At 38.3% G+C, this 25812-nt stretch carries 19 protein-coding genes; 7 read left to right on the top strand and 12 right to left on the bottom strand.

Features of this window, described 5'->3' with window-relative positions; translation table 11 throughout:
* Positions 1-92: 92 nt before the first annotated feature.
* Both WNY98_RS08890 and WNY98_RS08885 read left to right on the top strand, forming a co-directional pair.
* Positions 93-1547, top strand: coding sequence for a HAMP domain-containing sensor histidine kinase (locus tag WNY98_RS08890; RefSeq protein ID WP_342877681.1), 1455 nt, complete (start codon positions 93-95; stop codon positions 1545-1547).
* Complete coding sequence (locus WNY98_RS08885) at positions 1544-1993, top strand: response regulator (RefSeq protein WP_342877680.1); 450 nt, start codon at positions 1544-1546, stop codon at positions 1991-1993. Before WNY98_RS08890 ends, WNY98_RS08885 begins: the two co-directional genes overlap by 4 nt.
* A gap of 61 nt (positions 1994-2054) precedes the next feature.
* Here WNY98_RS08885 and WNY98_RS08880 read toward each other — a convergent pair whose 3' ends face one another.
* The 6 genes from WNY98_RS08880 to nirB all read right to left on the bottom strand — a co-directional run bounded on the left by WNY98_RS08880 (position 2055) and on the right by nirB (position 10641).
* Complete coding sequence (locus tag WNY98_RS08880) at positions 2055-3785, bottom strand: EAL domain-containing protein (RefSeq protein ID WP_342877679.1); 1731 nt, start codon at positions 3783-3785, stop codon at positions 2055-2057.
* A gap of 58 nt (positions 3786-3843) precedes the next feature.
* A complete protein-coding gene (locus tag WNY98_RS08875) occupies positions 3844-5037 on the bottom strand; it encodes an ATP-binding protein (RefSeq protein WP_342877678.1) in 1194 nt (397 codons plus the stop codon).
* A 280-nt stretch (positions 5038-5317) separates the two neighbouring features.
* Positions 5318-6580, bottom strand: coding sequence for a nitrate- and nitrite sensing domain-containing protein (locus WNY98_RS08870; protein WP_342877677.1), 1263 nt, complete (start codon positions 6578-6580; stop codon positions 5318-5320).
* A gap of 271 nt (positions 6581-6851) precedes the next feature.
* The gene (cobA, locus tag WNY98_RS08865) at positions 6852-7718 is read right to left on the bottom strand and encodes a uroporphyrinogen-III C-methyltransferase (protein WP_342877676.1); all 867 of its coding nucleotides are present in this window, start codon (positions 7716-7718) and stop codon (positions 6852-6854) included.
* A 9-nt stretch (positions 7719-7727) separates the two neighbouring features.
* Positions 7728-8081: a nitrite reductase small subunit NirD gene (gene nirD / locus WNY98_RS08860; RefSeq protein ID WP_342877675.1), complete on the bottom strand. Its 354-nt coding sequence runs from the start codon at positions 8079-8081 to the stop codon at positions 7728-7730.
* Positions 8068-10641, bottom strand: coding sequence for a nitrite reductase large subunit NirB (gene nirB, locus WNY98_RS08855; RefSeq protein ID WP_342877674.1), 2574 nt, complete (start codon positions 10639-10641; stop codon positions 8068-8070). The genes nirD and nirB overlap by 14 nt, the downstream gene beginning before the upstream one ends.
* Positions 10642-11035: 394 nt before the next feature.
* On the opposite strand from nirB, the gene WNY98_RS08850 reads away from it, so the two are divergent.
* Entirely contained in the window at positions 11036-13165 is a 2130-nt protein-coding gene (locus tag WNY98_RS08850) for a pyridoxamine 5'-phosphate oxidase family protein (protein ID WP_342877673.1), read from the top strand.
* Between the two features lie 86 nt (positions 13166-13251).
* Here the strand turns inward: WNY98_RS08850 and WNY98_RS08845 are convergent, their stop codons facing one another.
* The 3 genes from WNY98_RS08845 to WNY98_RS08835 form a co-directional block, all read right to left on the bottom strand.
* Entirely contained in the window at positions 13252-13659 is a 408-nt protein-coding gene (locus tag WNY98_RS08845) for a type II toxin-antitoxin system death-on-curing family toxin (RefSeq protein WP_342877672.1), read from the bottom strand.
* Positions 13659-13829 carry a hypothetical protein gene (locus WNY98_RS08840; protein WP_007375222.1) on the bottom strand — a complete coding sequence of 57 codons (171 nt, stop codon included), beginning with the start codon at positions 13827-13829 and terminating at the stop codon, positions 13659-13661. Before WNY98_RS08840 ends, WNY98_RS08845 begins: the two co-directional genes overlap by 1 nt.
* Positions 13830-14364: 535 nt before the next feature.
* Entirely contained in the window at positions 14365-14988 is a 624-nt protein-coding gene (locus WNY98_RS08835) for a glutathione S-transferase (protein ID WP_197102322.1), read from the bottom strand.
* Between the two features lie 117 nt (positions 14989-15105).
* On the opposite strand from WNY98_RS08835, the gene WNY98_RS08830 reads away from it, so the two are divergent.
* Positions 15106-15999 (top strand): LysR family transcriptional regulator, encoded by an 894-nt coding sequence (locus WNY98_RS08830; protein WP_342877671.1) that lies wholly within the window; start codon positions 15106-15108, stop codon positions 15997-15999.
* Between the two features lie 163 nt (positions 16000-16162).
* Here WNY98_RS08830 and WNY98_RS08825 read toward each other — a convergent pair whose 3' ends face one another.
* The 3 genes from WNY98_RS08825 to WNY98_RS08815 all read right to left on the bottom strand — a co-directional run bounded on the left by WNY98_RS08825 (position 16163) and on the right by WNY98_RS08815 (position 19516).
* Positions 16163-17014, bottom strand: coding sequence for a universal stress protein (locus WNY98_RS08825; RefSeq protein WP_342877670.1), 852 nt, complete (start codon positions 17012-17014; stop codon positions 16163-16165).
* A gap of 10 nt (positions 17015-17024) precedes the next feature.
* Positions 17025-18515, bottom strand: a complete 1491-nt coding sequence (locus tag WNY98_RS08820) for a SulP family inorganic anion transporter (protein ID WP_342877669.1) — start codon at positions 18513-18515, stop codon at positions 17025-17027.
* Between the two features lie 272 nt (positions 18516-18787).
* Positions 18788-19516 carry an NUDIX domain-containing protein gene (locus WNY98_RS08815; protein ID WP_096793274.1) on the bottom strand — a complete coding sequence of 243 codons (729 nt, stop codon included), beginning with the start codon at positions 19514-19516 and terminating at the stop codon, positions 18788-18790.
* A 364-nt stretch (positions 19517-19880) separates the two neighbouring features.
* On the opposite strand from WNY98_RS08815, the gene WNY98_RS08810 reads away from it, so the two are divergent.
* The 3 genes from WNY98_RS08810 (at position 19881) to WNY98_RS08800 (ending at position 25783) form a co-directional block, all read left to right on the top strand.
* Entirely contained in the window at positions 19881-21236 is a 1356-nt protein-coding gene (locus WNY98_RS08810; protein ID WP_197117547.1) for an MFS transporter, read from the top strand.
* A 62-nt stretch (positions 21237-21298) separates the two neighbouring features.
* The gene (locus tag WNY98_RS08805) at positions 21299-22366 is read left to right on the top strand and encodes a glycoside hydrolase family 43 protein (RefSeq protein WP_342877668.1); all 1068 of its coding nucleotides are present in this window, start codon (positions 21299-21301) and stop codon (positions 22364-22366) included.
* A gap of 387 nt (positions 22367-22753) precedes the next feature.
* A complete protein-coding gene (locus WNY98_RS08800; protein ID WP_342877667.1) occupies positions 22754-25783 on the top strand; it encodes a TonB-dependent receptor in 3030 nt (1009 codons plus the stop codon).
* The last annotated feature ends 29 nt before the right edge of the window (positions 25784-25812 follow it).

Raw genomic sequence — 25812 nt, 5'->3', positions numbered from 1 at the left:
ATAAAGTCTGCTATACCTAAGGTTATAAACACTATAATTATTATAGTGTTATTTAAAAATTGTTGGGTTAGTAGCTAAAATAGGTGTCGTATATGAATATTTCAAGAAAACTGATGCTTATTGTAATATTAACTGCAGCAGAGATAAGCATTACTGTTTATTCTGCCTTTGAAATAGCTAAAGGGGCTAAGTTTCACCAACTTAACTTTCTTCATTTAAAATATGTTCATCAACTTACCAAATCAGTTAAAAAAATAGAAAACAATATCCCCATTGATATAAATACTATTGAGTCGGATATATTGTTAATTAGGCAACAGCCAATTGAGTGTGTTGAACAAATAAATCCGTTAAATTATGCTGTTATGAAAGTTATTAATACAGAGCATACATTAACAATCTGTGAAAACGATATTGAAATTGCTAATAAAGCCTTATTATCGGTTGCACAGTATAAAAAGGGGGAGCTTAGTAGAGACGCTTTTTTACTAAATCTTAATACTTCGCTAAGTGGCTTTAATAAAAACACTGAGCTGTTTGAGGAACCAATTAGAAAAACAGTATCGTTTATACTAATGACGTTAATTCCACTTGTTATAATCATATCTTTTTTTAATATTCTTTTTATAAGTTATCTTTCCCGCACTATATCCAGCTCAATTCGAAATCTAACTCTGCTTTTATCAAGTAAGCCCGAAAGCAATATTAATCTAGACGATGAACTTGATATAAAAACGTCGGGTGAATTAAAAGCACTCGTTATTGCGGCCAGGCAGCGGGTTAAAAATGATCTTTTAAATATTGAAAACAGTATTGAACTTAAACAGATTATAAACAGCCAAACGGCGTCCCTGCAGCAAGCAAATGATGAACTTGCCCAGTTTGCTTATCGAGCTTCCCATGACCTGAAATCACCGCTGTCAGGGGCTAAATCCCTAGCGCATTTTGTTATTGAAGATATAAAAGCGGGAGACACAGAAGAGGCAAGCCGAAATGCACTGGTTATCTATCAGCAAATGGAAAAATTAGAAACACTTGTTGTTGATATTTTATTGTTAGCGAAAGCTGAAATTGGTAGTGAAGATAGAGATGTAATTGACTTTAATCAGTTAATTATTGATATGAAAGAACGACTGTCTTGGCTCATGAAAGATAATCCTTGTACGCTCGAAACAACAATTAACTTATCAGTACCTATAAAATCAGAAAAAGCGCGTTTTGCCCAAATTATTGAAAACTTAATTTCAAACGGGTTGAAGTATTACGATAGAAACAAAGACTCACCTTATGTTCGCTGTGATATTTTTAATGAACAAGAGACGTTTTTTATTACTGTTACAGATAACGGATTGGGAATACCACAAAAGCATCAAAGTGAAGTGTTTGATATGTTCAAACGATTTCATGCAGACACAAGCACTGGCTCTGGTTTAGGGATGGCGCTGGTTAAAAAACATATTGAATATTTAAACGGTGAAATATCGCTGCGAAGCTCTGATGAAGGTACAACGTTTAAAATAATAATACCAATGGATAAGCTAACATGACAAAAATTAAACCCCCAATATTAATTGTCGATGACAATGAAGTTGATCGCTACATTCTTAAAAGACTAATTAAAGAAGCTAAATTAGAGCTTACAATTTTTGAAAAAAAAGATGGTCAAGAAGCATTAGAATTTTTAGAGAATTATGAAGATAACAGAAAAGCATACCCTGATGGATTTCCTCCCATACTTATATTTTTAGACATTAATATGCCAAGAGTTAATGGGATCCAATTTTTAGAAGAATTTTCTAAACTAAGAAAGATGATAGAAATCAGCTCTTGTGTGGTTATGATGTTTAGCTCATCAGAAAGAGAAGAAGAAAAAAAGATAATAATGTCACACGATTTTGTTAAAGGTTACCTTGTAAAAGGCACCTTTCAAGCAGCAGATTTGAAAGAGAAAATATTGGCTGTCATCGGGCAACACTTAAACGAAAACAGCTGATTTTTATGAGCTTTAAAAATTCTAAAGTTCATTTTTAAAGCTCCACTATATAGCTGATATATTACCGTTTCATATACTGACTTATTTGTTTTGTGTAGGTATTTAGTAACACATTAATTTCGTCTGCGGGTATTGGTTTTGAAAATAGAAAACCCTGCAGGTAGTCTATGTTTAGTTTTTTACATAGTTGATGCTGGGTTTGAGTTTCGACACCTTCTGCCACTACAGAAAAATCTAATTTTTTAAGCATCAAAGATAAGCTCTCGATTACTTTTAATCGCTTATTATTTTCACCATCTAACGACTGCATGCTTTTGTCTAATTTCACTATATCAATAGGGTAGGATATTAGGTGCGATATAGATGAGTAGCCCATACCAAAGTCGTCCAAGGCAATCCTAAACCTTTTGTCAGATAAAGAAGTTAATATATCAATTACCTCTTTACTGTTTTCCATAAAAGCTGTTTCTGTTATTTCAAGAATAATGCTACTGGTTTTTAAATTGTATTTTTCGACTGTTTTTAATAAATATGTTTCTAAAGCTTCTTTTTGTAGTTGTATAGGTGAAATGTTGATAGATAGGGTTAACGGAGTTTCGTAGCTTTGCTGCCACGCAGATAATTGCTCTAATGCAGTCGCAATTATCCATTTACCAAGGGGTTCTATTAAGCGACATTCTTCAGCAATAGGAATAAACTCATCAGGAGTATAACTAACGGTTGAATCGGGCCAACGGATCAGTGCTTCAACACCTGTCATAATTTGTGTTTTTGAACAGTAAACTGGTTGATAAAAAAGCCTAAAGTTTTTTTCCTCTATATGCTCTTTTATACTATTTTGAATATCTACCCGGCGACTAAATTCGTATTGATATTGCTCTTTGTAGAAGCTGATTCTACTTTTACCACTTTGCTTTGAGCGATACATTGCAATGTCAGCGCATTTTAGCAGTTCATGCGATTCAGTCGCATCGTTTGGGTATAAAGCACTTCCTATACTAACACTGCAACTTAAAGTTCTACCTTCATGTAAAAAGGGTTTTGACACTTCAGCTAAAATTCTATTTGCTATCATACCTATTTGATTAATATTGCAAATCCCACCTATTATAACTGCAAATTCATCACCACCTAATCGAGCAAATCCTTCGTTTTGTCTTAGGCAACTATTAATTCTGTGCACGGTTTGTATTAAAATTTCGTCGCCGACACTATGCCCGAGCGTATCATTAATATTTTTGAAGTTATCTAAATCTAAAGCAAGTAACGCCACGCAGTTTTTAGCACGTTTATTTTTGGCTATCATTACTTTTAGTATTTCTTCAAAATGATATCGATTGGACAAACCAGTAAGCTGATCCCTCTCAGCCATATGCTTAACAGCAAGATAACTGTTATGCATACGTTGCTCTGCTTCAAAACGTTTTTTTGCATATATAAGAGCCTTATTTAAACTGCTTCCTGTTATATCTCCTTTAGGTAAAAAGTCTTGGGCACCGGCTTCTATACACTCAATTGCCAAGGTTGAATTTTCTGAAGAGCTGATCATAATAATTGCGGTATTACCGAGTTTAGGTTTTTTGCGCATTTCAATTAGCATTTCAATACCGTCTTCTTTGGGCATATTATAATCAAGTAGTATTATATCAAAATGGTTGTTTTCAATTACTTTTAACCCTTCGCAAACGCATGTTACTTCAGTGATGTTATGAAGTTGAGAGTCGTCTGAAATAAGCATTTTTTTAATTAATTTGCGATCAACTAAGTCATCATCAACAATTAAAATATTCATACGTTCCTTCTAAGAGCAACATCAACATGATGCTCGTGTATAATTGATAATTTCATAGTTAAAATTTTGGCCAATAAATAGTGAATGTACTGCCAAGCTTTCCATCGGAGGCTACTTCAATTTTTCCCCTGTAATTAATAATGAGCTTATTGGCAATGCAGAGTCCAATGCCGCTACCTTCAACGTCATCTCGAGATTGTAATGTTTGAAATAACTTAAATATGATTGAAAAATATTTAGGGTCAATTCCAGGGCCATTATCTTTTATTTCAATAATGTAATATTGATTAGAGGGGATAAGTGAAATGTCGATAACCGGGTGCTCTTTATTGTTATGCTTTATTGCATTACTAATAAGGTTTTGAAAAACAGTTTTAAAAGGGATTAGCGGTATATCGAGTACTTCGTTGTTGGCATGTATATCAACAGTGACAGTCTGTGGAACTTCTAAAATTTGTTCTACATCTTGGTAAATACTTTCTAAAGATATGTTTGCACGCGTTGAATCACAGCTATTTATTCTTGAGTAGCTTAGTAAATCCTCTAGTAGTACTTGCATTCTATTAGCCCGGCTGAGCACAAGCTGAAAGTTTTCGAGGTGCTCTTGAGGGAGTAAATCTTTACAGTCATCATAAATCCACTCTAATAAACGCTTTATAGCATTTAATGGTGACTTTAGATCGTGAGAAGCAATACTGGTAAATTCATCAAGTTCATCACTCACTTTTTGTAATTTTTTGAGTAGGCGATCTTTTTCAATTTCGTCTTCTTTGTTTTGCTCAAAAATTGTTGAGTGAAACTTAGAACTGTTTATTTTATCTAATTGTTTTTTACGTTGGATTAACTGGTTTACAAAGTTTTTTTGTAAACTATTTAAGATTGATTGCTCTTTTTCTGTAAGTAGTGAATCACTTGCTCGGTCAAATATAAACCATCCAAACTTAAGGCCTGAAGGCAAAATGATAGGCGATATAACTCTGAATATTTTAGGATTAGACTCGATAATCGATTCACTAAAAACGTCATTAGGTAGTTGTTCTTTAGCTACTGTTATTTTTGAACCGAATTTATATAGCTCAATGATACGTTGAGGCAGGTTAGCAACAATAGAGAGTGCGGTAGTATCAAAAATGTTTAAAACAAGCTCAGCAATGCTTTCTAAGCTTGTTTGAATGTCATTATCAAGAGAGGTAGTTAATTGCTGCTCATCTATTAATGATACACCTTCTATATAACTCTCTACATTGGGCATTCAAACTCCTACAACAGTATTAAATAAATATGCCTCATTAAAATGAGATGCAACAAATGATTAACTTATTGTAGTTGATTATTTTGAATGTGTTGAATAATTATACTTTAAAAATTAACGCCAAATTAGAGCCTTACCTTATTATAGTTAGTAGGTTATAAATCTATATTTAAATAAGGCAAAATTCAGTCTGGGCGTGAAGTCTGTAACTGGACAAATAAGTATTATGTAGGGTAGTGTTCTTACTAAACACCAACACGCCCTAATAAAAAGAGCATATTTAATCGCTCATTTGTATAATTATTTGCGCTACGCTAAATAAGGTTTTATGCGTATCCATCGCTTGTTTTTGTAGCTGTTTATGGGCTTGCTCTTCAGTGAGTTTTAATTGTTCAATAAGTATGTACTTGGCTTGGTGAATAACTTTTTGTTCACTAATAACTTTTTTGGCATCAAGTAACGCTTGGTTTATTTGTTTAATATGTTGGCTTTGCTCGATAATTAAATCGTACATACTTTTATTACTATTGAGCTTATCGGCCGCAATGTTTTGGCTTACTTCTGGCTCTGGTTGCTTAATAGCTAATTGCCCAAAAGTTGGGGCTATGTGTTGCTCTGCCATATTGTTAAGTACCTGCTTATTTGTATTTAAGCTACGTTGAGCACAGGCTATTTGCATTGCTGCGGTATCAATTAACTGATCTGCTATATTTTGTTCAATTTTATGCATTATATCTATGCGCGTAGTGGTTACCTCGTACCATACTTCGCTCAGTTGTGAGAGCGGTTGAGCGTTCTCGTCATCGAGCTTTTGCAGTAAACTTCTCAGTTGCTCTACCTGATTATTAACCTGATGTGTTGTTAGTGTGCCAAAACATTTTAAAAGGTGCGCATCGGCGTATTCATTAAAAAAGTCAAAACTGTGGTTTTGCTCTTGTACAAAATGCGCGAGTTGTTGTTTTTGCTCTGTGGTAAATTTACTCGCTGCAAATGCTTGAGCACCACATGCTCGCTCTTGTCCTGCGTATTCTTTACCTTGCATAAAATTAAAAAATGCGACTAATAAGCGCGTTATTTTGGGATCGCTTGCGCCATCGGCCGCCTCTAAAATAATATTGAGTAAACTAGCAATTAACTGAGTGAATGACTGAGTAGCATGCACTGCACTAATATTTTGTTGTGCTATTTGGTTTCGCAAGACGGGTAATGCGTCGAGTGCTTGCAAGCTATACGTAATTAAATTAAATAACCGAGTATGGCCAGTATCGGCGTTGTCGTTTATAAATGTTTGCTTAAGTGAATCATAAAAATCAGTTTGTGCGCTGTTGCTTAAAGGGATCTGCTCTTGTAATTGGCTTTTGAATCGCTCGCGATTTGAGGCCAAAAATATATTACTCATCGCGCGCTCTTTTTGTAACTGGTGTACAAAATCGCCTAATTTAGTAAGCGAGGCACAACTGTTTTGTAATTGCTTTAGGGCATGTATTTCTTGATATTTAGCCGCTAATAAAAACTGTTTTGTGAGAGGATTGCTTGTCGCCATTGGTATTATTCCACACTTTTTTGTTTTTAAAGTGCAACCACTGTTCCAATCATTAATAAATTTCATCATTGAATTTAAAATCAAGCTAATACAATTGCTTAAAGTGTAATTTTTGTTTATCACTGTATTTCTATAATTTAAATTGCCATTACTTTTAACTTATTTGGTGCATTTAAACATGTTATTGCACACAACTTGAACCCAAATTAAAAACAAAAAAAGCGCCTACTCCTGGGGAGGTAGTAAGCGCGAAAAGTGCATTATTCATTATCTATCTTGCGTTAACATTAATACTGTTTAGTAACTCTGGGCTGATAGCCATTTTATGATTTATTACTTCGCCAATCATAATTAGGGTAGGGCCTTGAAGGTTGTGTTTAGCATGCTCATTTACAACATGCTCAAGCGTACTGGTAATTACTTTTTGCTTAGTGGTAGTGGCATTTTCTATTAGTGCAATGGGTGTATTACTTGGCCAGCACACTGATTGCAAACCGTTGCTTAGCGCTTGTAAGCGCGAAAGCCCCATATAAACCACTAAAGTAGGGTTGTTGTTTCCAGGCATAAACGCGTAATTTTGCCAATGAGGTTGCTTGTTAGGATCGGCAAACTGCGCCGTTAAAAATGTAACACTACGCGCTACATCGCGTGCTGTTAGCGGAATACCTGTATAAGCAGAAGTAGCACAAGCCGTTGTTACACCCGGGACAATCGCAAAATTAATATTATGCTTAGTTAGCGCATCGGCTTCTTCGTTAATACGTGCAAATATACTCGGATCGCCGCCTTTTAAACGCACTACGTTTAAGCCTTGTTGTGCGTATTTAACCAGTAGTTCGCAAATGTTAGCTTGGGTCATTGAATGCTTGCCAGCACGTTTACCTACAAATACACGTTGCGCTTTTTTAGGAAGCGTTTTTAATAAATCATCGCTTACTAACCAGTCGTATAAAACAACATCGGCTGCATTAATTAAACGCTGTGCTTTTACCGTAATTAGCTCTGCGTCTCCTGGGCCCGCACCAATTATATAAACGTTGCCGCTTTTAGCACTGCGATCATTTGAGCTTGTTAGCTTAGTAACAAGCTTATTTAGCCACACGCTTTCAATACCCGAAAAATAAGACAATACACTCATAATATACCCCTAAGCCACAGCTGTTGTAACTTTTGGCGCAGCGCTTATAAATACAATGCCGTCTTCAATTTTTGCATTAAAAACCGGTAAGTGTATTGCTTCTGCTTCTAAACATTCGCCTGTTTCTAAGCAAAAGTGTTGCTTATATAAAGGCGATGCGACAACTAATTTATTGTCGATTGAGCCAATAATGCCACGTGATAATACATTAGCTTTGCCAATTGGGTCGTAGTTACTAATAGCAAACACAGCCGTTGGATTTTGTGGAATGTAAAAAATAGCCACTTGCTGATTATTAACTAATGCACATACGCCGCTATTAGCCACTAGGTTGTCGATTGTTCCAATATTATGCCAAGACATCAGCTTGCTCCTCTTCAACTTCCATTACTGGAATACGGTTTTGTGTATTACGTTGCTCACGTTTTTCGGCTTCTGTAGCAGGGCGAATTTGGTTACGCTCTTGCACAAATAAAATGTTGTCGTCGGTTTCGGGGCTATTAACAAACTGGCGGAATCGTTTGGCAGCATCTGGGCTTTCAATGGCTTTTTTCCACTCACACGCATAGGTTTGTGTAATTAATTCCATTTGCGCTTCTAACTCGTCGCAAATACCTAAGCTGTCGTCAATAACTACGCTTTTAAGGTAGTCTAAACCGCCTTCAAGATTTTCCATCCATACCGATGTACGCTGTAATTTGTCAGCCGTTTTAATGTAAAACATAATTACGCGGTCAATGTATTTAATCAGTGTTGGTGTGTCTAAATCGGTCGCAAATAAATCAGCATGGCGAGGGCGCATACCGCCATTACCACACACGTAAAAGTTCCAGCCGTTTTCGGTGGCTATAATGCCAATATCTTTACTTTGTGCTTCGGCGCATTCGCGGGTACAACCCGATACCGCCATTTTAAATTTATGCGGTGCACGTAACCCTTTGTAGCGGTTTTCAATTTCAATTGCGTGTCCAACGCTGTCTTGCACGCCATAACGACACCACGTACTACCCACACACGATTTAACGGTTCTGAGTGACTTACCATAGGCATGACCGGTCTCAAATCCGGCTTCTATAAGTCGCTCCCAAATAACAGGAAGCTCTTCTAAGCGCGCACCAAATAAATCAATACGTTGACCGCCAGTTACTTTGCAGTACAGGTTAAAGTCTTTGGCTACTTGTCCAATTACAATGAGTTTGTCGGGCGTTATTTCGCCACCCGCAATACGCGGTACCACAGAGTACGAGCCATCTTTTTGCATATTTGCTAGGTACGTATCGTTAGTGTCTTGTAAGCCAACATGAGCGGGCTCTAAAATGAAGTCGTTCCATGTTGAAGCTAAAATAGAGGCAATGGCAGGTTTACATATTTCACAGCCATGACCGCTACCGTGTTTAGTTAGTAAGTCATCAAAGCTTTTAATGCTTTCTACTTTTACCATGTGCAGTAGTTCTTGGCGTGAATACGCAAAGTGCTCACATACATGGTTGTTTACTTCAACTCCACGACTTGCTAATTCGTTATCAACAACTGATTTTAATAATGCCGCACAACCACCACAGCCGCTTGCTGCTTTAGTGCATGATTTTACCGAGGCTAAATCGCATGAGCCGCCATCAATTGCACCTACAATGTCGCCTTTACTCACATTGTGACACGAACAAATAGTGGCGGTGTCGGGTAGGGCACTGCCCGATAACGACGGCGCGCCGCCGCTGTCTGGTAAAATTAAACACTCAGGGTTTTCTGGTAAGTCCATGTCGTTAAGCATGTACTGTAATAAAGTATCGTAATCGCTGGTATCGCCAACAAGTACAGCGCCCAGTAATTTATCGCCTTTTTCACTTAGTATGATTTTTTTATAACAGCCGCGAATAGCATCTTGATATATAAGTTCTTTACAGTCTGGCGTCTTTGCGTGAGCGTCGCCAATTGAGCCTACTTCTACGCCTAATAACTTAAGTTTAGTACTCATATCAGCACCTAAAAACTCAAGCTCGCCACCACTTAACTGGCTCGCTGCAACGCGCGCCATGTTGTAACCCGGTGCAACTAAACCAAATAATTTTTTGTCCCAAAGGGCACATTCACCAATGGCTAAAATATCAGGATCTGACGTTTGGCATTGGTTATTAATAATAATACCGCCGCGTTCACCGAGTTCTAAATCAGCAATTTTACCTAGCTGATCATACGGGCGAATACCGGCAGAGAACAAAATTAGGTCTGTTTCTAAAAATGTCTCATCCGAAAAATTTAATCTAAAGCGACTCGTTTCGCCTTTTACTATTTCGCTGGTTGCTTTTGATGTGTGTACCGTTACGCCAAGTTTTTCTATTTTATTTTTTAGTAGCGTACCGCCTTGCCCGTCGAGTTGAACAGCCATAAGCTGCGGTGCAAACTCAACTACGTGGGTATCAAGCCCCAGTTGCTTAATGGCATTTGCAGCTTCAAGCCCCAACAAACCACCGCCAATAACAACACCGCTTTTACTTACAGAGGCACTGGCTTTTATTTGTTCTAAATCTTCTAATGTGCGATACACCAAACAATGAGGTTGGTCGTTACCTTTTATAGGCGGCACAAACGGAAATGAGCCTGTTGCCAATATAAGTTTGTCGTATGGGTATTGCTCACCGGTTAATGTGGTCACTATTTTTGCTGATCTATCAATGCCTTCAACCCACTGGCTGGTATGCACATTAATATTAAGTTGTTTGTAGTTGTCGTGAGTGGTAAGTGCTAAATCGGCGGCGGTTTTGCCATCAAATACACTTGATAAGTACACGCGATCGTATGCAAGATTCGCTTCTCCGCAAAGTACAGTAATGTCTGCGTTGGCATCGCTTTGGCGCATTTGCTCAACAAAGTGGTGTCCAACCATACCATTACCAATAATGAGTATTTTTTGCGAGGTTTGCATAGGGCATTCCTTAAAGTGACGGTTTAAATATAAATAACAAAAAAGCCCGCCACAAATACGCATTATGCATAACTGTGTGCGGGCTTCTTTGCCGATGGTTGCTAATAGCTATTGTGCTCACAACCTAAATTTTTGCCGTAAGTAAAACGGGCTTGTTAATAGAATGTTTGCAAAAACACAGCCAGTTTTTTAAGTTATTGTTTAAATAGTATTTAATGTATTTTTAGAGTGAGGATAAAACCTATTTTGTTATATATTGGTGCGCGCCTGGCACTAAGAGGGTGCAAGTATTGTCATTGTTTTGTGCATTATCAGTCAATAAAACACCCATTATCATTCATTGTGTATTGCGTTAAATTTAACCCATGAAATATGCACACGAATTACGAGCAAAATGATAAACACAAACTCAATAGATGCTTCACCTTTTCATGAAGGCGAGCTGGCAATACAAGACAAACTCGGTAAACGAGAAATAATGGCAACATTTGGCAAACGTGCTGTGCGCTCATTTATGCCAGAGCAGCATCAAGCCTTTTTTGAGCAGTTACCATTTGTGGTTGCAGGCAGTGTTGATGAAAACGCTGATGTGTGGGTATCTATTGTTTCAGGTATGCCTGGCTTTTTAAGCTCACCCACACCCACATCGTTATTAATGACCCATGCGGTTGATAAAAACGACCCCTTACATAACACGTTAAAGATTGCAGGCTCGCCAATTGGTTTATTAGGTATTGAACTAAGTACACGAAGGCGTAACCGTTTAAACGTGCGCGTAAGTGAGGTAATTAGTGATAATAAAGTGAGTTTTAATGTTGATCAATCCTTTGGAAATTGCCCGCAGTATATTCAAACGCGCGATTTAGTGTTCAACACAGACCCTTTACTTAAAAGTAATGCACTGCAAAAAGTTGAATTTAATACACTTGATAACGCAGCAGTTGCGTTAATTGACACCACCGATACATTTTTTGTTTCAAGCTTTATAACCGCTAAAAACAACCCAAAAATTGAAGGTGTTGATGTTTCTCACCGTGGTGGGTTGCCGGGCTTTATAAAGCGCGAAGGCAACACATTAACGATTCCTGATTACGCAGGTAACAATTTTTTTAATACCTTGGGTAACTTTTTATTAAACCCAAAAGCAGGTTTGTTATTTCCTGATTTTGACACGGGTAATGTATTAATGCTTACCGGCAGCGTTGAAGTTTTATGGGACGGGCACCCAGAGCTTGAAGGCTTTATTGGCGCAGACCGAGGCTGGAAATTTACCCTCACTAAAGGAATGTGGCTTAAAAACTTACTTCCGTTTAGTGCTAAATTTGATGCTTATTCCCCTAACACTAAAATGACGGGCACGTGGCTTGAGGCTGATAAAAACAAACAAGCCGAAAAACTAAAACATACTTGGCAGCCTTTGAAAGTAACCAAAATGACGAAAGAAAGTGATGTAATTACTTCCTTTTATTTAGAAGGGCATAACAATACAACCTTGTTACCGTTTAAAGCTGGGCAGCACTTAACCGTACAAATACCAAGTAAAAATAGTAGTAATAACAGTAAGAGCAAACCTGTTATTAGAACCTACACCGTGTCATCGAGCCCTCATGAGCTATTTTATCGGTTATCGATTAAAAAAGAGCTCAGTGGTGAGGTGTCTAACTACTTTCATAATAACGTAAAAGTAGGCGACGTTATTTTAGCTAAATACCCACAAGGGCAGTTTTTTATTGACCCAGCAAGCGCTAAACCTGCGGTATTAATTGGTGGCGGAATAGGTATTACACCGATGATCTCAATGGCTAAACATATTGCCAATGAAGGGTTAAGAACCCGCTATACACGCCCTTTGCATATTTTTCATAGTGCTAAAAACACCCAGCAGCGTGCTTTTTACGACGAGCTAAAAACACTTGCAGATACGAGTGGCGGCGCAATTGATTACTACTCACTTTTATCGCAGCCTGAGCTTGATGAAAAACAAGGCAATGGCTTTAATTTAAAAGACGAGGGCTTTGATTTAAAAGGGCGCATAAATGCGGATGTGTTTAGGTATTATTTACCACTTGATGATTACGAGTTCTTTTTATGTGGACCGCAAGCATTTATGCAGCATGTATATAACGAGCTGTTATTACTCGGTGTGCAGGACAAAAACATATTTGCGGAAGCATTTGGACCCTCCAGTATTAAGCGCAAAGTACTTAACACAAACGAAGCGCCTAATAAAAGCAAAGACATTAGCGTTGAAGAGGCTGACAACACCGTAATTAAATTTAGTAAATCGGGCTTTGAGCAACGCTGGAATAAAGGCGACAACACTATACTTAATGTAGCTGAAGCGCATGGTTTAGAGCCTGAATTTGGCTGTCGAAACGGCAGCTGCGGCAGTTGCGCTGTAAAAATAAATACTGGCGCTGTGGTTTATCGAGATAACGTAAGCTACCCAGTAGAGGCAGGGCAGGCGCTAATTTGCTGCGCCGTACCGGCTAAAGGCGTTGAGGCGCTTGATTTAGAGCTGTAGGTTAAAATTGCACTTGAGGTGTAAAAACTCGCGAAGCCCAAAATGGAATTAATACTGTTTTAGTTAATGACTATTTAGCTATCCGATTATGTATTTTTATTGGTAGGGTTTTCTTGGAAATACTGTGCATACAATACATCAGCAAAATCATTTTCACTAATTTCACCGATAACTAAATCTTTTACAGCATCAGCTATTAAATCGTTATCGCTAGTTAATTCGTATTCATTTAATGACAAATACTCTAGACCAACAACTAGCCCTGTTCGTTTATTTGCGTCAGATAATGCATGAGCTATAGCTATACTTGCTGTATATTTAGCTGCTATTTCAAATACATCATCCAATCCATCGTAGATAATTGCATTATCTATTCGCCCTAGGGCGCCCTGTAATTTAGGAATGTCGACAGCACCTTTCATACCGGGTTCACTTTCTAAAATAAAAGCATTAATTTCAATAACCCTTTCAAATGGAAAGCAAATTATTTCCATTACATATGAGCCAATTTAGTAAATGTTTTTCTGTGTGTTCTTATAGCTAGTTTAGCTTCAGATTTTACAATTTGCTTACCTGATTCCCCAGATAAATCTAAAATCTTAGTTGCTTTAATCTTAGGTCTAGCAACTGCGGAAACGCCGTAAGCTTCTACTTTTTTATTCATCACAATCACCTTTTGATAACGTATTAAGTTGAGTATACATCTATATTATGAAAGAGAACATGGCAAGGTTGTAGAATAACTCTAACAGCGAAAATTAATTAAAAAATGAGCTTATGAAATAATCTCTAAGTTTTTAAACATGTAAATAGTACATTTGAAACTTATAAAAAAAAGCACGATGACTTCTTTTAAAACAGTAGTAAGCTTTTATCACTGGGCAAGTAAACCTATTTTTGTTTCAGGCATTGTGATACCGCCATACATTTCGCGAAGGTCTGAGTGTTCCCTCATATTTATTCCTACCGCCAAATTTTAGATATCTTCTAACTGCTCTATCAAAAAGAATTCCCCTTATTTTCACATGAAATTTCTCACAGTATTATTCGCATAGATTTGTATCAACTAATTGAATTAATAGTTGTCTGCCAGTCAAAATATCGGCCTATTCACTTACACTAAACTTCAGACCCCACTTAATCAAGCACAAAAAAAGAGGCTTAATAGCCTCTTATAAAACAATATTAAAAACTTAAAACTAAGCCAGTAAACCTGCTTTTGTTTCAGGCATTGCTATAAAACCATCAAGTTTGCGAATGTTGCTTAACCATCTTAAAATATTTGGGTATTGCTCAAGCGATACGCCGCCCTCTGGTGCGTGTGCTATGTACGAAAAGTTGGCAATGTCGGCAATGGTTGGCTGAGTACCGACTAAGTATTCGCGGTTTTGCAAGTACGCATCCATTGTTTTAAATAATGTGTGGGCAATGTTTATCGCGTTTTGATGATCAAGCTCTGCGCCAAATACAGTAACTAAACGCGCCGAACACGGACCTGAAGCCACAAGTCCTGCAGCAACACTCAACCAGCGCTGAATGTGCGCTTGAACAGTAACATCTTCAGGGTACCAGGTTCTGTTAGCATCAAATTTTTGTGCTAAGTACACTAAAATAGCGTTTGAATCGTTAATAATGTCGTCGTTGTTTTTAAGCACCGGTACTTGTCCAAAAATATTCATTTTTAGAAAGTCATCGTGCTTTTGTGCGCCGTCTTGCAGTGCCACATCAACCATATTTACATCAAGCTTTAAAAGCGATGTAAATAGCTCTGCACGATGTGAATGACCAGATAAAGTAAAACGATATAGCGTTAAGTTACTCATGGTTTGTCCTGTTTTTTAATTTTGAATAGTGATTTTTAATAACGCTATTCTTTCACTATTATGAGTTTTGAAAAACCGAGCTAGTAAGGAATAAATGTCAATGCTATATTGACAATCATGGATACTATTATTGGCATTAAAACAATCATCGCGGTTGTTGAAACAGGCTCTTTTACAGCCGCAGGAGACAGACTAGGGCTTTCAAAGGCGCTGGTTAGTAAATATGTGGGCATTGTAGAGCAAGACTTAGGGGTTAGATTATTTAATCGTTCCACGCGCAGAATCTCGATTACCGAGGCGGGGCAAAGTTATTACGCAAGCGTAGTGCCGGTAATTGAAAGCTATAGCGAAATGCTCGATAACTTATCGGGTCAAACAGCGCTTGCCAGCGGCAAGCTTCGGGTGAGTGCGCCGGTGTCGTTTGGCGAATCAAACCTTGCGCCGTTAATGCCTGAGTTACTGAGCCGATACCCTGATTTAAGTATTGATTTAGTGCTTTCAGACAAAACAATTGATTTGCTTGAAGAGGGGGTTGATTTAGCAATTAGAATTGGCAGTGTGTCTGACTCTAATTTAATTGCGCGGCAAATTACCAGTTACCCTTTAATTTTATGTGCATCAGCCGATTATATTCAGCGTTTTGGTGCACCAGCGAGTGTTGACGAGCTTGAACAACACGCCACGGTGATTGATAGCAACTTTAAAATAGGTCGCCATTGGCCTCTAGTTTCACCTAGTGGCGAGGCATTAACGGCAAATGTAAACTCGCGAGTAGCAGTTAATAATCCACAAGCTGTAAAAGAGGTGGTTGTAGCGGGTGGTGGTATTGGTTTAATTCCTGAAATAGTGGTGAGAGACGATATTACATCGGGCAAGCTTTTGCAGGTTATGGGGGACTATAAAACTTTTGAGTTTGGTTTATTTGCTATTTATCCGCATAGAAAGTTTGTAGCGCAAAAGGTTACGTCGTTTATTCAGTTTTTATTTGAAAAGTTTGAAACTAAAAAGTAAAGCCACTCTAAACCTTACTTTAAATTTAAAACTAAAACTAAAACTAAAACTAAAACCCAACCTAAGCCAAAAACAAAAAGCCTAAAATCAATTAAGTGATTTTAGGCTTTTTGTATGGGATTCTAAAACTTATTTAAAACCAATCCTTATTTAAAAATGGTCCTTACTTTAAAATAACCACTGGCACATCGCTGTTTTCGAGCATTTTAATGGTGTTACTACCTACAAAAAACTGCCTTAGTTTAGAGTGCCCAAACGCACCCATTACAATTAACTCTACATTATTTTGCTCTTTGTATTGCATTAGCGAGTCAAAAATATTGCCTTCTAAAAAGCTTGCTGACACTTCAAACCCCATACTGAGAAGTTTATGCTGCGCATTAATAAACTTTTCTTCGAGGTCTTTTTCGTTATTTTTGATACTCACCAAATGACAATGTAAGCCATGTAGCAATCCGCCATCAATCACTTGTTGCAGTGCTTTGTCGGCTGTTTCGCGGCCATCATACGCAATCATAAATGATTTAGGTTGTTTAAATGTTTCAGGAATAAGCAATATAGGCTGAGTAGCATTGCGTACTAAGGTTTCTATGTGTGAGCCCAGCACTGCAAAACTATTACTATGTCCCGCACCATTTTGCCCAATAACAATAAGGCGTGTGTCGTCTTTTAAGTCTATAACGGTGTTGAGTAAGTTACCGTGACGTTTTATTAATTCAAAATTAGTAATACCTGCCGATTTAGCATGCTCACTTACAGAACGTAATAATTCGTCAGCCATTTTTAAATTTACTTTACCGCGCTGCTCGTCAAGTTTAACCATCTCATCAAGCAATGTTGATTGCGAGCCAAGCCCAATGTTCCCCGAGTAGTCGCCGATATTAGTTTGTTGCGTTTTTTCAATTGTATGTACAAAGCTAATTGGTTTATTTAGCTTTTTTGAAGCCCATATAGCGGCTTCGGTTACATTTTTAGTAATGGATGAGCCATCTACATAAGTAATTATTTTAGTCATTACATTCTCCTTAATGTCCGCCAAGTAGCTTTTCGACTTCTTCAGGGTTGTTGTGTACACCAAATTTATCGATTACGGTTTCAGTTGCGCTATTCATACCAGTAATGCTTACCTTTACACCTTCACGTCTAAATTTAATAACGACCTTATCGAGTGACGACACACCGGTAATATCCCAAAAATGGGCATGGGTTAAATCAATTACTACGTTAGAAACCGCATTTTTAAAATCGAAAGATGCAATAAATTGCTCCGCTGAGGCAAAAAATACTTGGCCTACTACTTCATAAGTTATTTGATCGCTGCTTTTATTGTGCTGAGTTTTAACAACCATAAAACGACCAATTTTGTTCGCAAAAAACAACGTTGCTAACAACACGCCAACTAAAACACCAATGGCTAGGTTATGCGTGGCAACAACCACAATAACCGTAGAAACCATTACTATATTTGACGACATCGGATTCTTTTTTAAATCTTTAACAGATGCCCACGAAAACGTACCTATCGATACCATAATCATTACTGCAACTAATGCTGCCATAGGAATTAAACGCAACCATTCATCTAAAAACACCACCATAATGATTAAAAATGAACCGGCTATAAAGGTCGATAATCGTCCGCGACCGCCCGACTTAACATTAATGATTGATTGCCCAATCATGGCGCAACCCGCCATACCACCAAATAAACCTGCGCCAATATTAGCAATACCTTGGCCTTTACATTCTTTATTACGATCGCTCGTTGTATCAGTTAAGTCATCAACAATAGTGGCGGTCATCATTGATTCAAGTAAGCCTACAACCGCAAGACCAATTGAATATGGTAAAACAATTTGCAGCGTTTCGAACGTTAGCGGTACATCGGGCCATAAAAATATAGGTAGGGTGTCTGGCAGTTCACCCATGTCGCCAACGGTTCTTATATCAAGCCCTAAAAACAGTGCAAGTAAGGTAATAACAACAATACAGACCAGAGGGGAGGGAATAATTTTACCAATAGTTGGAATATACGGAAATAAGTAAATAATACCCAAACCCGCTGCGGTCATCGCATAAACATGCCAAGTAACATTGGTAAGCTCAGGTAACTGCGCCATAAATATTAAAATAGCCAGTGCGTTTACAAACCCAGTAACAACAGAGCGCGATACAAATCGCATTAACTCACCGAGCTTTAAAAAGCCTGCAAATATTTGTATTACGCCGGTAAGCAAGGTGGCAACAAGTAAGTATTCCAGACCATGATCTTTAACTAGCGTCACCATTAACAGTGCCATTGCACCGGTAGCCGCCGATATCATGCCTGGGCGTCCGCCTACAAAGGCAATAATAACGGCGATACAAAATGAGGCGTACAAACCCACTTTTGGATCAACACCGGCAATAATAGAAAAGGCAATAGCTTCAGGTATTAGGGCAAGCGCCACAACAATACCAGCAAGCACATCGCCACGAACATTAGAGAGCCAATCTCTTTTTACGTGATCAAACATGTAAGTAACCTAATTAGTTAGTTTCCCACAGTATAGGGGAGTATTTTATTTAAATAATAGTGATTCTCGCGCAGATGGCGATTAAGGTTGCACGTAACGTGCTGATGAAAAAGGGGAGTGGTTGCCTAGGGCGGCGTAAGTTTCAAGTAAAAAGCTCCTTTTTGATTAGTTTATATTAATAATGCAAACGAATTAAAGGTATCACATATATATTAGCAATATGCTGTTTGGCCTTAAAGACCAAACTTTAATCCAATAATGTTTTTGAATATTTAAAACTCAAACGTAAAACCAAACTCTCTTAGTTTTTCGTACACGTTTATGTCAAAACGGTACAAAGTTGCGGCTCTGTGTGCCACATTGGTTTGTTTTTCTTTGCAGTTTATCAATAAGTTCATTTTTTGAAACTTACGTCTAAAGTTAGGCTTATCGAGTGATTTATTTAAAATCGACTCGTAAATTCCTTGTAGCTCAAGCAGGGTAAATTTTTCTGGAAGTAAGCTAAAACCAATCGGCTCGTGCCTTACTTTATAGCGTAAGTAATCTAAGCCGCTTTTTAAAATATCGGCGTGGTCAAACATTAAAGCCGGTACACTATTTACATCAAACCATTCACATTCTAAAGCATTGTCGCCACTCACAAGGTTGGTTTCTTCAAAGCGAACGAGCGAATAATAAACAATAGTAATAATACGTCTAGCTGGGTAGCGGTCTACGTTACCAAATGCACCTAACTGATCTAAATACAGGTTTTCAACACCGGTTGTACTTTTAACGACACGAAGTGCGGCTGAATCTAGGTTTTCATTCTTTCGAACCCAATGACCAATTAAACCCCACTGGCTTGTTGCAAGGCCGCGGTTATATTTAACCAGCAACACCTTTAACTTACCTTCATGAATAGCAAATACAATATTATCTACGGTTAGATTACTAATGCAGTCATCAGGAATCGATTCTTCGTCGATGTTGTTAGAAATGTTTGATGTTTTATAGTGCATAAATTACTCAGCCAAAGCTATACGTAGATATTGTTATAAAGACTATTAAGGGTATATAAAAGGTGGGTAAAGCGCAAATAAAAAGCTTTTATAATTCCTATTTAAAACAATCACATCTATTTAATTACTCACTTTATAAACTGTACCTGTTTTTACGCGTTCACGCCGATATTCGACTTTGGTTTGGTATTGGTTTTTTATTGAACGGATAATACCTTTGTATGTTAGTAAATTTAACGGCTAATTAGCGTCGTGTATTAAATACATTACTAGCAAATTAAAAATGTAACATAAATGTTTACATGCGCTAAAAATACATATAGTATTTTTGACTATATCGATTTGCATTGAAAATTGAGCACACATGAACAACACAAAACACACACTCACAATTAAAGAAAAAATAGGGTACGGCCTTGGTGATACAGCCAGTAATATTGTATTTCAAATGGTCGCTAACTTTATGTTGATATTTTATACCGATGTTTACGGTTTATCTGCAGCCGCTGCGGGTACCTTATTATTAGCGGTTCGTTTATTTGATGGTATTACCGACCCTATAATGGGCAGCATTGCCGATAGAACGCGCAGCCGTTGGGGCTCTTACCGCCCATATATATTATTTTTAGCCGTGCCTTACGGTGTGTTTGCTTGCTTAGCATTCATAACCCCAGATTTTGATTCTACGGGCAAGCTTATATATGCCTACTTTACTTACGGACTTTTAATGACATGTTATACCGCCATTAATATACCGTACGGCGCACTTGGCGCAGTAATGACAAACGACCCTAAAGAGCGTGCATCGCTTCAGTCATACCGATTTGCAATGGCAATGGCAGCGCTGCTTGTAATTGTATGGGCGCTGCCTAAGCTGGTTGCTTTTTTTGGCGACGGTGATGATGTAGTAGGTTACCCGCTAGCAATGGTGTTTTTAGGCGGACTTGCTGCGACTTGTTTTTTACTGTGTTTTAAAATGACCAAAGAAACCAAACAAGTTAAACCCGCGCAAAGTAAAAAGAATGCCTTCCTTGAATTTTTAAGCTTATTTAAAAACGATCAATGGGTTGTTATAGCTGTTATAAGCCTAGCAACATTAATATTAATTGGCGTTAGAGCCTCAGTAGCACCGCATTATATTAAGTACTACGTAGGAGAAGCCTCGCTTACTTCTAACTTTTTAACACTCTCAGCAATTGGCTCAGTACTCGGCGCTGTGTCTACCAACTTTTTAACCAAATTTATTGAAAAGAAAACGCTATTTATAGTCGCTTTAGTGGTCGTAATTATTTCTCACAGCATGTTTTACGTACTTGAGAGCGACGCCATAGTCACCATTTTTATTGTCTACTTTATTGCTAACTTTGCTCACATGATAATTACCCCAATCATGTTCTCAATGGTGGCAGATACGGTTGATTACGGCGCATTAAAAATTGGCCGTAGATTAACCGCAGTTACGTTTTCGGGCCATTTATTAGCAATAAAATTAGGCTTTGCAATCGGCGGTGCGATTGCTGGCTGGATATTATCAGGGTACGCATACGTGCCTAATCAAGAACAATCAGAACACACGTTATCAGGCATTTTACTCGCCTTTGCTGGCATTCCAGTAATTTGTACCGTGGCATGTTTAATTTTTATAACACGTTACAAACTTACCGAGCCTGAAGTAAAGCGCATTCAAACGCAACTGGCTGATAACAAAACCATAAACTAATTTAGCAGCCCACTTTGCACCTTTTACAAGTGCAAAGTGGGCAGGCAATACTAGGAGTAACAATGCAAAATACAGCACAAGCAGCACCCCCATCTAATGGATTAAGTGACGCTGAACTTAAACAGTTAAAAGACCTACAACGAGCCAACTCGTTAATACAAAATCATAATGTGTTAGTTGATCACATGTATACCGCCGATCCGTCTGCGCATGTGTTTAACGGCAAAGTGTATATTTATCCATCGCACGATATTGAATCAAAAAATGAAATTAATGATAACGGCGACCACTTTGCAATGCGCGACTACCATGTGTTTTCCCTTGAGGAAAGCTCAGGCAAAGCCATAGATCATGGCGTAGCACTTTGTGTAGATGACGTAAAATGGGCAAGCAAGCAAATGTGGGCACCCGATGCAGCGCATAAACTTGGTCAGTATTACCTTTATTTTCCGGCGCGTGATCAGCAAGGTATTTTCAGAATTGGCGTTGCAAAAAGTGACAGCCCAACAGGTCCATTCAAAGCAGAAGATGATTACATTCAAGGGACGTTTAGTATCGACCCAGCTGTATTTGAAGATGACGACTCAAGCCATTATTTGTATTTTGGTGGCTTGTGGGGCGGGCAATTACAAAATTGGCAAACGAGCGAATTTAACAATGAAGACACCTATCCCAAAAATGGTGAACCTGCAATCCCTGCGCGTGTAGCAAGATTATCTGAAGATATGATCAGCCTAAGCGAAGACGTAAAAGAAGTTGCTGTACTCGATAAAAGCGGCTCGCCAATTACAGTGTGCGATAATAACCGCCGCTTTTTTGAAGGCCCTTGGGTACACAAACACAATGGTGTTTATTACTTTTCGTATTCAACGGGTGATACGCACAAAATTGTATACGCAACAGGCGATAACCCATACGGACCATTTACCTATCAGGGCGTTATTTTAAACCCAGTACTAGGTTGGACCACGCATCACTCAATTGTTAAACACAATGGTGATTGGTTTTTATTTTATCACGACAGCACGTTGTCGGGCGGGCAAACCCATTTACGCAGTATGAAAATGGCTAAGCTCGAACACGACTCAAACGGAAAAATTCAAACAATAAGCCCATATGAACACGCTTAGTAAAAATAGTTACAAACATTGCAAATTATCTGCGTAAGCAAAGCTTAAGCTTTTATTTGCATAAAAAAGATATAGTCAATATGACCATTAATTTTTATTGTTAATGGTCAAAATAAGAGGAAGCTGAGGACATATGACAAAATGAAAATATTTTAAAGCAAAAAATTAGCACAAAGAATTAGCATAAACGTGCTGTTATTTAACGGTTTTTAGTTAAGTAGCACATGTTTAAAACTGGTTGTGGTCTTTGTAAAACGTTTAAAACATACACACACAATAATTATTTATTGACCGTAAAATGAAACAAATAGTTTACAATTATGTTTCGAGTAATTCTTAAAGTCTTGCAGTACGTCAATAATAATTAAATAAGAAAAAGGCATCATGATGTTTAAGAAAAAGATAATTTCAACAGCCATACTCGCTGCAATGGGTACCGTTACGCTTCCTCACCAAAGCTACGCTGCCGAAACTGTTGCCGATGAAGATGTAGAAATAATACAAGTAACCGGCATTAGAGGTTCATTGCAACGCTCTATGGATGTTAAACGCGACTCTTCTGGTATTGTCGATGCAATTTCGGCTGAGGATATGGGGAAATTTCCTGATACCAATCTTGCTGAATCGCTACAACGTATTACCGGCGTATCAATTGATAGAGCGGGCGGTGAAGGTAGCCGCGTAACAGTACGTGGATTTGGACCTGCTAATAACTTAATTACTATTAATGGCCGCCAACTTCCAAATACAACAGGTGACCGCACATTTGATTTTGCAAATGTCGCATCTGAAAGCGTATCGGGCGTGCAAGTTTATAAAACATCAGACGCAAGTGTTACCTCAGGTGGCATTGGCGCAACTATAAACTTAACAACAAACAGACCTTTAAATAGCCCAGGTATAAAAGCATCGTTTGGCGTAAAAGCTGTAGACGATCAATCAACCGACGAGGGTAGCATTACACCAGAGGTAAGCGGTTTATATTCGCAAACATTTGGGGATGACAAGTTTGGTATTTCGATTTCAGGTAGCTACCAAGACCGTGAAAGCGGTATGCAGCAGTTTATTCAAGATCAAGGCTACAGAGCATCTGATTACACAAATACAGGATGGGGCGGTGTACCTGCAGGCGCAGAGGGCGGAGCAAACAGGCCTACATCAGGTATTTACTCAAACCCGCAACAACCACGTTATGTGTTTGAAGAGCGCCAACGTGAACGTGTAAATGGGCAGTTAGTATTTCAATATCAACCTGTTGAAAATATTACAGCAACCCTTGATTACACCGGCTTTAAAACAACTATTGAAGAGCAGCATACGGATGCCTCAGTATGGTTTAACTACGCTGGCGACAGAAGTGAATCTGTTTGGGCGGGCGAGCCTAACGCGTATCCACTTATTTACTCAGAAATTTATGACATTCAAAGTGATGCCGATTTCCGCGATACGTCGCTTACGGTAGGTTCTTGGGGTCGCGAAGAAAAAACAGATTCATTAGGCTTTAATCTAGAATGGGCAGTGTCTGATCAGCTTAACCTAGAGTTTGATCACCACAGTTCAAAAGCATCAATGAAAGCAACTGATCCACGCCACGGTACACGTAACAATATTCAGTTACCATCGTACACACGTTCACGTACCGGGCTTGATTTAACCGGCGACTTACCTGGTATTGCTATTGGTAACATTGAAAATTTTACCCCAGAAACCATGCGTTTATCGGGTAGCTGGTTTGCAAACGACAAATACGATTCAGAAATCGATCAAACACAAATCTCAGGTAAGTACTTCTTAGACGACAGTTTAAGTATTGATTTTGGCGTTGCAGTTAATAAAGTAAACAACCATTATCGTCATACACAAGTGCAGCGCCCAGATTGGGGTGGAGTTGGTGTTGAGGGCGACTTTGCTGATATCGATTGGCGCCAAGATACTATTTTAGATAAGTTTCAAGCTAAAGCGGGTAACTTTGAAGGCACTGCAACACAAGGCGAATACGATTTATTTAATACAATCTTTTTTGCTGACTTTGATGCGATTGTAAATGCAGCAGAGTACGCAGATCCTATTGCCAACGTAGATAACCTTTATGGTGATTGTAAAGCAGCCGACGGCGCAGCGGCAGGACCAAACGGCGAAGGACAATTTTGTGCTTCAACCGACTGGGATGCAGCAACAAACCGCTTTACTGAAGAAAAAACGCAATCTGCTTTTGCACAAGTAAACTACAAAGGTGAATTGAGCGGCATGTTCTTCGACCTGCAAATTGGCTTACGCTACGAAAAAACAGACGTATTTTCTAAAGCAACCGCACCCGGTTACAGCCGCGTAGAGTGGAACGAAGATACAGCCACATCAGTAACCGGTGTTACCGGTATTGAAACGCTAAGCCAATCGGCAGATTACAGTCAATTCCTACCTAATATTAACTTTAATATTGAAGTTGTTGAAGATGTAATGATCCGTGCAGCAGCGAGTAAAACTATTTCAAGAGCGGGCTACGGTCAGCTGCAAGGCGGTACAACTATTAATACCGGGGGTAGTTTAAGTGGTTATTCGGGTGGCTCTGGTAATCCAGGTCTTAAACCGCTTGAATCAATTAACTACGATTTATCAAGTGAATGGTATTACGACGAAGGAAGTTATATTTCGTTTGGTTACTTTAAAAAAGACGTAACAAATTGGATCACTACAGGCACTATCGACTCAAATATATTTAACTTATATGACCCATTAAATGGTGAAAAATTTAGAGCTGCATCAAGTGCACTAGGTGGTAATGCATCTAACGAAGACATCAGAAATTACATTTTTGAAAACTTTGCTGATGATCCAAATGTGCAGCCTAATTTTGATGAAGATGGTGAATTAGACGGTGGCACAATTGTTGGTGACCCAGACTCAGATGATCCAATTAACTTTAGAATAAACGTGCCTGTAAATGGCGACCAAGAATACACTATTGATGGCTTTGAATTTAATATTCAGCATTTATTTGGTGAGTCAGGTTTTGGCGGTATTTTTAACTACACTATGGTTGACTCAGGCCTTGAATACGACAACGACTCACTAGAGGATACAGAAGCACTAGTAGGGTTAAGTGACACGGCAAACGTGGTGTTCTTTTACGATAAAGAAGGCTTACAAGCGCGTATTGCGTATAACTGGCGCGACTCGTTTTTAAATGAGCGTCGTGTAAATGGCGATTTAACCGCACCAATTTACACCGATGAGTATTACCAAATAGACTTTAACGTAAGTTACGAAGTACCGGCAGTAGAGGGACTTACCGTATTTATTGAAGGTATAAACATTACTGATGAGTACGTAACATCGTACGGGCGCAAGCAAGAGCTAATTTATAACATCACTCAAACTGGCTCTCGTTATGGTTTAGGTGTTCGTTATAATTTTTAATAAATTACCCTTGTAGCAACCTTATAAAA

The organism is Pseudoalteromonas sp. AS71 (genome assembly GCF_038900275.1).
GTDB lineage: Bacteria > Pseudomonadota > Gammaproteobacteria > Enterobacterales > Alteromonadaceae > Pseudoalteromonas.
This window is presented reverse-complemented; position numbering and strand designations above follow the sequence as displayed.

Bases quoted from the DNA above. Each gene is read 5' to 3' on its own strand.
- WNY98_RS08885 (WP_342877680.1), top strand. From the start codon at position 1,544: ATGACAAAAATTAAACCCCCAATATTAATTGTCGATGACAATGAAGTT.
- WNY98_RS08835 (WP_197102322.1), bottom strand. From the start codon at position 14,988: ATGAGTAACTTAACGCTATATCGTTTTACTTTATCTGGTCATTCACAT.
- WNY98_RS08845 (WP_342877672.1), bottom strand. From the start codon at position 13,659: ATGGAAATAATTTGCTTTCCATTTGAAAGGGTTATTGAAATTAATGCT.
- WNY98_RS08880 (WP_342877679.1), bottom strand. From the start codon at position 3,785: ATGAATATTTTAATTGTTGATGATGACTTAGTTGATCGCAAATTAATT.
- WNY98_RS08810 (WP_197117547.1), top strand. From the start codon at position 19,881: ATGAACAACACAAAACACACACTCACAATTAAAGAAAAAATAGGGTAC.
- WNY98_RS08850 (WP_342877673.1), top strand. From the start codon at position 11,036: ATGATAAACACAAACTCAATAGATGCTTCACCTTTTCATGAAGGCGAG.
- WNY98_RS08800 (WP_342877667.1), top strand. From the start codon at position 22,754: ATGTTTAAGAAAAAGATAATTTCAACAGCCATACTCGCTGCAATGGGT.
- WNY98_RS08870 (WP_342877677.1), bottom strand. From the start codon at position 6,580: ATGGCGACAAGCAATCCTCTCACAAAACAGTTTTTATTAGCGGCTAAA.
- WNY98_RS08830 (WP_342877671.1), top strand. From the start codon at position 15,106: ATGGATACTATTATTGGCATTAAAACAATCATCGCGGTTGTTGAAACA.
- WNY98_RS08890 (WP_342877681.1), top strand. From the start codon at position 93: ATGAATATTTCAAGAAAACTGATGCTTATTGTAATATTAACTGCAGCA.
- WNY98_RS08840 (WP_007375222.1), bottom strand. From the start codon at position 13,829: ATGAATAAAAAAGTAGAAGCTTACGGCGTTTCCGCAGTTGCTAGACCT.
- WNY98_RS08820 (WP_342877669.1), bottom strand. From the start codon at position 18,515: ATGTTTGATCACGTAAAAAGAGATTGGCTCTCTAATGTTCGTGGCGAT.
- nirB (WP_342877674.1), bottom strand. From the start codon at position 10,641: ATGCAAACCTCGCAAAAAATACTCATTATTGGTAATGGTATGGTTGGA.
- WNY98_RS08875 (WP_342877678.1), bottom strand. From the start codon at position 5,037: ATGCCCAATGTAGAGAGTTATATAGAAGGTGTATCATTAATAGATGAG.
- WNY98_RS08825 (WP_342877670.1), bottom strand. From the start codon at position 17,014: ATGACTAAAATAATTACTTATGTAGATGGCTCATCCATTACTAAAAAT.
- cobA (WP_342877676.1), bottom strand. From the start codon at position 7,718: ATGAGTGTATTGTCTTATTTTTCGGGTATTGAAAGCGTGTGGCTAAAT.
- nirD (WP_342877675.1), bottom strand. From the start codon at position 8,081: ATGTCTTGGCATAATATTGGAACAATCGACAACCTAGTGGCTAATAGC.
- WNY98_RS08815 (WP_096793274.1), bottom strand. From the start codon at position 19,516: ATGCACTATAAAACATCAAACATTTCTAACAACATCGACGAAGAATCG.
- WNY98_RS08805 (WP_342877668.1), top strand. From the start codon at position 21,299: ATGCAAAATACAGCACAAGCAGCACCCCCATCTAATGGATTAAGTGAC.